At 66.1% G+C, this 7597-nt stretch carries 8 protein-coding genes and 2 pseudogenes; all 10 read right to left on the bottom strand.

Annotated features, from left to right (window positions below):
- Positions 1 to 862, bottom strand: an 862-nt coding sequence (locus x551_RS16125; RefSeq protein ID WP_036249510.1) for a membrane protein, incomplete at its 3' end; no start/stop codon positions are given.
- A 350-nt stretch (positions 863 to 1212) separates the two neighbouring features.
- Positions 1213 to 1410, bottom strand: a pseudogene (locus x551_RS25360) (IS1595 family transposase); the annotation flags it as partial.
- A gap of 126 nt (positions 1411 to 1536) precedes the next feature.
- Positions 1537 to 2037: a hypothetical protein gene (locus x551_RS16120; protein WP_036232268.1), complete on the bottom strand. Its 501-nt coding sequence runs from the start codon at positions 2035 to 2037 to the stop codon at positions 1537 to 1539.
- Positions 2038 to 2042: 5 nt separating this feature from the next.
- Complete coding sequence (locus x551_RS16115) at positions 2043 to 3677, bottom strand: IS66 family transposase (RefSeq protein WP_036232269.1); 1635 nt, start codon at positions 3675 to 3677, stop codon at positions 2043 to 2045.
- A gap of 61 nt (positions 3678 to 3738) precedes the next feature.
- Positions 3739 to 4083, bottom strand: a complete 345-nt coding sequence (tnpB, locus tag x551_RS16110; RefSeq protein WP_036232272.1) for an IS66 family insertion sequence element accessory protein TnpB — start codon at positions 4081 to 4083, stop codon at positions 3739 to 3741.
- Positions 4080 to 4589, bottom strand: coding sequence for a transposase (locus x551_RS16105; protein ID WP_152543546.1), 510 nt, complete (start codon positions 4587 to 4589; stop codon positions 4080 to 4082). Before x551_RS16105 ends, tnpB begins: the two co-directional genes overlap by 4 nt.
- Positions 4590 to 4759: 170 nt before the next feature.
- Positions 4760 to 5023: a tyrosine-protein phosphatase gene (locus x551_RS24550; RefSeq protein ID WP_081771376.1), complete on the bottom strand. Its 264-nt coding sequence runs from the start codon at positions 5021 to 5023 to the stop codon at positions 4760 to 4762.
- 7 nt (positions 5024 to 5030) lie between these two features.
- Positions 5031 to 5315, bottom strand: a complete 285-nt coding sequence (locus x551_RS16095; RefSeq protein WP_036232311.1) for a BMC domain-containing protein — start codon at positions 5313 to 5315, stop codon at positions 5031 to 5033.
- 20 nt (positions 5316 to 5335) lie between these two features.
- The gene (locus tag x551_RS23635) at positions 5336 to 7213 is read right to left on the bottom strand and encodes a PEP/pyruvate-binding domain-containing protein (protein ID WP_051495699.1); all 1878 of its coding nucleotides are present in this window, start codon (positions 7211 to 7213) and stop codon (positions 5336 to 5338) included.
- Between the two features lie 160 nt (positions 7214 to 7373).
- Positions 7374 to 7597: pseudogene (locus x551_RS25355) on the bottom strand (hypothetical protein); the annotation flags it as partial.

The raw sequence follows: 7597 nt of genomic DNA, 5'->3' as shown, positions 1-7597 counted from the left end.
AGAAGATCAGCCAGAAGGAGACGCAAACCCCGAGATGCGCAGGCCAGATGTCGATCGCAGGGCCAAGAGCCGCCTGAACATCCTGCGGAAGCAGGATGCCCCTGAGCAGGGCGTGGAAGGCGAAGTAGATTCCCGTTCCGACGACGAAATTGCCCACCAAGGCTGCGAAGGCCGTCTTGGCGCGCGATCCGAAAGCGCTCCACGGCCAGTTGTCCAGGATAAGGAATGTCGTGAGCCAAGACACGATCACGCTGTAGAACCATCCGATCACGACTGTGAGCGGGAGGATGGTCTTGTCCGGCGACGTCCAGCTGGCCAGACTCGGGTAGATCAGCAGGATGTATCCGAGGAAGGTCAGCACGAAGCCGAACAGGAACCCGCCGATACCGACCCAAGGCTGTTTCAAGCCCAAGTCGACCCAGGGCCAATGCCCCATGCTTGTGCCCAGGATGCCCCAGGTGTAGAAGCCGATGAGGACGATCATCGTAGTGGCGGTGTAGCCTCCCTTCCCGATATCGAAGGCGGGGTCCATTACCCCGTAGCCGTGAAGCAGCACGCTCGGGACGATCACCGCGAATACGGTCGTGAGCAGGATCCAGATCGCGCCGCTGACCGGCTGGGGGCGTGGGCCCAGCCCCCAGAGTTGCCCGAGAAAGGCGAAGAACACCACGAACAGGATCGACCAGAAGAGCACCACCCCGAACGGCTGCGGATAGGTTTTCCACGGGGAGTGGACCGGGTCGGCGAAGATGATCCAGATCAGGTAGCTTGCCGCCACGATGATCAACAGATTCATCAGCGAGAACATGGGCGGGCCAAGCCGCAGCCCAGGCGGCTTCTTCTCTAGCTCAAGCGCTTCCATCATGTTTCCTTTCTTGTCTGTCGTGCGATACGCACGCGCGTGTCAATGCACACACGAGCGCACACGCATCAATGGATTGATGTGGCTATCAAACGTCTTGGGGGACCGTTGGCGACACCCGAACCAAGCTTGTCTCCTGCATTCCGGTCTGGCGCTGGGTGCGTCGGTACATTAAGGAGCGGCAACACGATGGACTATTGCCATGACGGACAAATCGGAGCGGCGCGCGCTATCCGGCAAGGCCAATAACTTCTCCGGCCCCGGGGCATACCCTATGGGTGCGTAGCGGGACAGCTTGGAGACGCCTACAGTCTTTTCCAATGGCTCTTTGCGCATTGCTTGATGACGCATCAAGCACCGACAGCCAGAGCCAGGAACGGCGCGGGCTGGCGGTGAGATTGGGCTGAACGGTCCAAGGCACGGAACCAGCCCAGATAGCTGGCCAAGTACGAACTGGCCACGCCATTGAAGCGGCGTATCCAGTTCTTGAGCCTGGCGTGGTACGCGTTGGCGTTTTGGATGTGCCAAGCGCCCTGCACACGCTCACCTCTGAACCGCGCTCGTCGACGCCGTGCACCTGGAACAGGTTCTTGGCCAGATCGAGGGGCACTTCGATGCCGTCAGCGGTGAGCGTCTGGCCATCCCACCTTGACCCGGCTCCGCGGCCGCGATGGTCAGGTTGTGGTCGTGGCTCCAACGAAGGCGACGCACTCCACGAGGTTAAGCGCGGCCAGCATCAGGAACTTCTCGGCGTCGGTGCGCACCTTCAGCAGGTCGTGGTCGCCGAGGTATCCGTAGACGAACGCGAGCAGGTAGCGCTCGGCATGCTCGTCGCAGAACTGCTGGACGACCTTGTTGACCAGGTCGTCCGGCAGACCCTCGTTGAAGCGCGCACGGGCCGTCAGGCGCTGCAGGCATCCCTCTTGGATGTCCTCGGTGACGAGCAGCCACGCGCGACCGCTGAGCTTCATCGCCTGGAAGGTGACGAACAGGATGTGCAGCGGCACCTCCAGTTGCACCACGTCGACGCCCATGCGCGGCAGCGCCAGGATCGAGGCGAGCAGGTTGGGTTGCTGGACGAAGATCTCGTCGGCCAGGGCCACCTTCTGTGCCTGGCCCATGCGGTTGACCTCGATGGCGGCCTGGACCATCACCGGCTGAGTGATCACGCCCATCGTCGTCAGGCCGGCCGCCAGCGGTGCGGCAGCAGTTCCTCGAGCCGGTGGCTCGGGTGCGAGTGGATGCGTGCCAGCACGTCGCGCAGGTACGCCCACGGATCCAGGCCGTTGAGCTTGGCCGACTGAACCAGGCTCATCACCACCGCGGCTCTCTGGCCGGCCAGCGCGCTGCCGGCGAACAGCCAGTTCTTGGCGCCGAGCTTCCACGGCTTGATCTGCCGCTCGATCAGGTTGTTGTCGAGCGCCACCGCCCCGTCGTCCAGGTGCAGCGTCAGCTGGCCCCAGGCGTTCAGGCTGTAGTCGATCGCCTCGGCGATCTTGGTGCCGTCGAGTACCTGCGTGCGCTGCAGCTTCAGCCACACCTCCAACTCGTCCCACAGCGGCTTGCTCACGCTCTGTCGCGCTTGCCGGCGTTCGTCGTGGCCCATCTCGGCGAAGGCCGCTTCAGCGTGGTAGATCCGGGCCCAGCGTCGCAGCGCCTCGGTGGCCACCGCGCTGGCGCTGTCGCCGCCACGGCTGAGCTCTTCGAAGCGCCGCCGGGCATGCGCGGCGCACGCGGCGGACTTGCGTTGCGGGTAGATCTTGGCGTCCAGCACGGCGTTGTAGGCCGCGTACTGGTCGGTGATCAGGGTGCCGTTCCATGCGGGCTCATGCGCCGGCGGTCCCTTGCCTCCAAGGAAGGCCACCGGGTACTGCGACCCTCGACCCAGGCAGAACTCGTAGACCACACCCGGGTGCGGATCGTGGTGGCTGCGTGCCCAGGCCCACACATACGCCTTCTTCGTCTTGCCCGCGCCGGGGTCCAGCAGCGGCAGCGGCGTCTCGTCGGCGTGCAGGACGCGGCAACTGAGGATGAAGCGCCGGTGCAACTCGTACAGCGGCTCCAGCGCCGCCCCGCCGGCGCCGCCCCAGGTGGCCAGCGTCGAGCGCGGCGTGTGCACGCCCGAGCGCGCGTTGATGGGTTCCTGCCGGTAGTACCGCAGGTGATCGACGAAGCGGCTGATGAGCGTGTGCGCTACCAGCCCGGCTGCCGGGATGCCGCCGTCGACCACGTCCGGCTCGGCCGGCTCCTGGCGCAGTTGTTGGCAGCACTTGCAGGCCCACTTGCCGTAGATATGGCGGTGGACGAAGAACCTGGCCGGCACGATGTCCAGCTTCTCGCTGACGTCCTCGCCGATGCGTTGCATCGGCCGGCCGCAGTCGGTGTTCGGGCAGTGGGTGTCTTCGGGCTCGTGGCGGTGCTCGACGCGCTCCAGGTGTTCGGGCAACGCTTGGCGGCGCGGCTTGGCACGCAGCGCCTTGGGCGTCTTTGGCACCTGGGGCAAGCCCGCCTGCATCTCGGCGAGCTTGGCCCGCAGGCTGGCCTCGTCCTCGATCATGGTTTCGGCGAAGAGCAGCCGCTGCGATGCCGTCATCGCCTCGGTCTTGGCGTCGAACTTCCAGCGGCGCAGTCGTGCGACCTCGAAGTTGAGCTTGTCGATCTTCACGTGCGCCCAGGCGATCTCGCGGTCGCGGCGGGCCAACTCCTGCGCATGGACCTGGGCCTGCTGCTGCAGTCGGCCGATCAGTGCGACGACTTGTGCCGGCAGGCTCTTCGGGTCGATGGAGGTGGCAAGCTCACCGGGCATGCGCAGCATGGTGCCGCGCCCAGCGGCGCCGCGCCATCGGCACTTGCGCTGTCAACGGACCCTGCACCGATCAGCAGCGGCGGATGGTGCTGAGCTCGCCCAGGCGCTGCCAGGGCAGCCCGAGTGTGAGGGCCTCGAACTGTTGGGCGCTGAGCTGCAGAGCCGGGGCTGCCGCGCTCGCATCGCGCACGCACCACACGAAGCGGCCGGCATGCAGTCGACGCGTGGCGCACCATACGCCGAAGCCGTCGTGCACGAGCAGCTTCAGGCGGCTGGCGCGCGCATTGGCGAAGAGGTAGCCGTGGTGCGCGCGCGCCTCGCCGAGCGTGTTGACGACTACCGCCAGCAGGCGGTCGGCACCGGCGCGCATGTCCTGCGGCTGAGCGCACAGCCACAGCGCATCGATGCGGATCATTCCTTCAGCGCCGCGGCCGCAAGTTCATGCAACCAGGCCGCGCACGAAGCGGCCTGGGCAGAAGGCCAGCGTACGGACAGTCGCGTGCCGCCGCGGATGACCTCGATGTGGATGTCCGCGGCCGGGGCATCAGGCCCGGTGGCCTTCTCACTGGCGGGCGCCAGTGGTGCCAGCTCCACAGGGATGAACTGCGGCGACGCCGCAGCCGTCTCGACGCTACCAGGCCGCGTGCGGCTCACCGGCCGCGGCGCGGGCAAGCCAGTGCGCTTGATTCCCCGGCCGACCAGCCACTTGCGCACGAGATTGACGTTCAGGCCGTGGGACAGCGCGACGGCCGCCACCGAAGCGCCCGGTTGCTGGCACTCGGCCAGAACCTGCGCCTTGAACTCGGCACCGTGAACGCGGCGCTGGGATTTGGGTTGCATAGGTGCCACCTGTTCGAATTGGTGGGCACCATCGTCATGACCGCCCCAGCGCAATTCAAGATGGGACGGCTGGACGCTCACCGTCAGCGGATGGGGGCGTCCATCCCATTGCTTACGTCGGGACCGGCCACGGCGTGCGTGCTGCGGCGCCAGCGCGACGTCTTCGGCGACGCCCGTTTCGCTCGCCAGGGCTCGTTTTCGGTGGCGCACCTGTACAACAGCGCAACGCTGCGGACTATCGCGAGCCGGGATCAAACTTTGGTAACCGCGAAGAGCGTGCAGTCGGACTTGCTGAAGGCGTGGTAGCTCACCGAGTCAATTGCTGGGCGAAATCTTGAACATGCCCAGTTGCTATCCCTCCCCCCGATCCCGATTAGGCGCTGATTCGGTGCCTGCAGCGTGTCGCTTCGGAACAGAACACCATGCCGCGGCCGTCGACCGTCGCGGCAAAGCAATCCACCGAGGTCGCGAAAGTTGAACGCCCCCCGCAGCGGTGAGTCCAACAAGCTGCTCATCGCGGCCTCAGCGGACAGGCGGTCGCTCAAGGAGATCCTCGACGTCGTCGTGCGGTCGCGGGATTACATGCGCCGAGCGCACCTTGCCGACGACTTTCGCCGCGGCCTCGCCCGCATCGACGGCTGCTTTGACCGCGCCGACGTCCCCACGAACGATGACGGTGATGATGCCGCCCCCCGGCTGCTGCATCGTCACGAGGCGCACGTTCGCCGCCTTGACCATCGCGTCAGCGGCCAGCGTGGCTGCAGTCTTGCCCTGCGTCTCGACAAAGCCGAGGGCGCTGCCTCTCAGTTCACTCACGTCACTCATACTCATTGCTCCTTGACCGCAAGTTGTCCAAGCGCCAAACGCGCAGAGGGCAGTGCCGCAGTCGGCAGCGAAAACACGCGAATGCCGCAGCGGTACAGATCCTCGATCAGGCCGAGCGCGGCACCGTCGCCGCATTCGACCCCGACGCGCACGTTCGGCCGCTGCGCCGCCGCGGCCGCGGCCGCGACGCCAGCGAACGCCTCGACTAGCCGGCTACCCAGAGCGGTGCGCGGGTTGTGTGCCAAGTAGCCGTCAGTGACGTAGCTTTCAAACACGTCATCCGCGAAGGACAGCGCGCTCGGGTAGCCGTAGTACGTCCGGATGATCTCGCGCAGATCGACCCAGACCGCGCTGGCATCCTCAGCGATCGCGCTCGCGTCAGCGACCCCTGCCGGGCTCTGCAGCACGGCGCCAACCTGATTCAGACCTAGCGCTGAAGCAACTCGCCGGAATGCCTGCAATTCGGACGCAGCGGTGATGCCGGGCACGAGCGGTGTTGTCTGTGTGTGACCGGTTTCGCGCGCCGCGTCGGCAATGCCACGCAGTAGCGGCACATACAGGCTCTTGAGTCCAAGTGGCAAGAACAGCCGCGGCGCGAGCGACGCCCAGGTGCTGATCATTCGCTGTGCGCGTGGCGAACCCAGGTTGGGCAGCCGCAAATCGATCGGCGTGCCTACCGACTCGAGCATCAGCCGCTGGCAAGCCTGGTAGGCAAGGCAGGCGAGTCGATCCTGCGTCGACTTGCGGTCGGGCTGCCGCCCGAGGTCATTGACCGCGTCGATCAGGTCGCCCAGCGTCCCGGCGGCGATCATCAGGTCCGTCAGTGCGACGACGCCGAAGCCGCGAGGTGACTGTCGCAGTGCGCTTTGCGCATCGGCGGCTCCGACGTTGCCCGCCCAGAACGATGCCTGCGTGCGATCGTCTGCCCAAACAAGCAGCCGATCGATCTGTTCGGCCGCTTGCGAGGCCGGCTCCAGCGGAAGCAGTCCGCTGTACACCTTGCCTGTCGCACCATCCACGGAAAGCGGGGCACCTTCCTCCAGGCGCACATCGCCGACTGTGAAGGTACGTGCCGCCAGGTCAACCTCCACTGCCTCGCAGCCAACCACGCACGGAACGTCGAGCGCGCGGGAGACGACCGCGGCGTGGCTGAGCGCCCCTCCCTTGGCCGTGACGATGGCCTGTGAGGCCAGCATTCCGCGGATGTCCTGCGGACTCGTCGTGGGACGCACGAGTATCACTCGCTCGCCCGAGGCCGCCAATGTCGCCGCGCGATCTGCGTCGAGCACGGCGATACCGTATGCATGTCCGGGACTGGCACCGATCCCTTCAAGCAGCGGCTTGGTTTGCATGAGCACGTCCGGCTCGAAAGCTGGGCGCAGCAGCTTCTTGAGCTGCTCGACGCTGACCCGCTTCAAGGCAGCGGCGCGGCCAAGCATGCCTTCGTCGACCAGCTCGGCGGCGATCCGGACCGCTGCAGCCGCGGTCCGTTTGGCAGGTCGTACCTGCAGGAAGTAGAGGCGATCACCTTCGACCGTGAATTCGATGTCCACGGCGTCGCTGTACATCTCCTCGAGTCGATGGCCGTGATCGGTCAGTTCGCGGTGATGTGCCTCGGACAGCCCGCCGGGCGCGCCCAGCGGAGACGGAGTGGCCGAGCCGGATACCAGATCCTCTCCCTGACGACCCGCCAGGAACTCGCAGTACAACTCGCGCACCCCGGTGTTGGGGTTGCGGGTGAAGGCGACTCCGGAGCCCGAGCGGCTGTCCAAGTTGCCGAAGACCATCGCCTGCACGGTAACGGCGGTTCCGAGCTCGTCGGAGATCTTGTGGTGTGCGCGATAGGCACGCGCCCGACGACTGTCCCAGGACTCGAACACGGCGGCGATCGCCCGACGCAGTTGCCAAGCCGGGTCGGCAATGACCTCGTCGACGCCTGAGCGGTGATCGCGTCGAGAACCGCAGTCTCGAGCCGACCGAAGTTCTCCACGGACGGCTCCCGACACGTTGCGTCCCGCAGTGACGCAATCGCGTGCTCGACTACGTCGCTTCCAGGCCCAGCACGATCTCGGCGAACATGCGCCAGAAGCGCACCCATGTGTCGACGGCAAAGGCGGCGTTGCCGGTCTCCTGTGCCAAGCGCTGCGCGCTGCGGCATGTGATGCCGAGATTCAGTACCGTGTCCATCATGCCGGGCATGCTGACCTGTGAGCCTGATCGCACGGACACCAACAGAGGCAACCCGTCCATGCTCCCGAAGGTGC

The sequence above is a fragment of the Methylibium sp. T29 genome, assembly GCF_000576205.1.
GTDB lineage: Bacteria > Pseudomonadota > Gammaproteobacteria > Burkholderiales > Burkholderiaceae_C > Methylibium > Methylibium petroleiphilum.
Note: the sequence above shows the minus strand (reverse complement) of the source record. Positions and strands in the feature narration are given on the sequence as shown.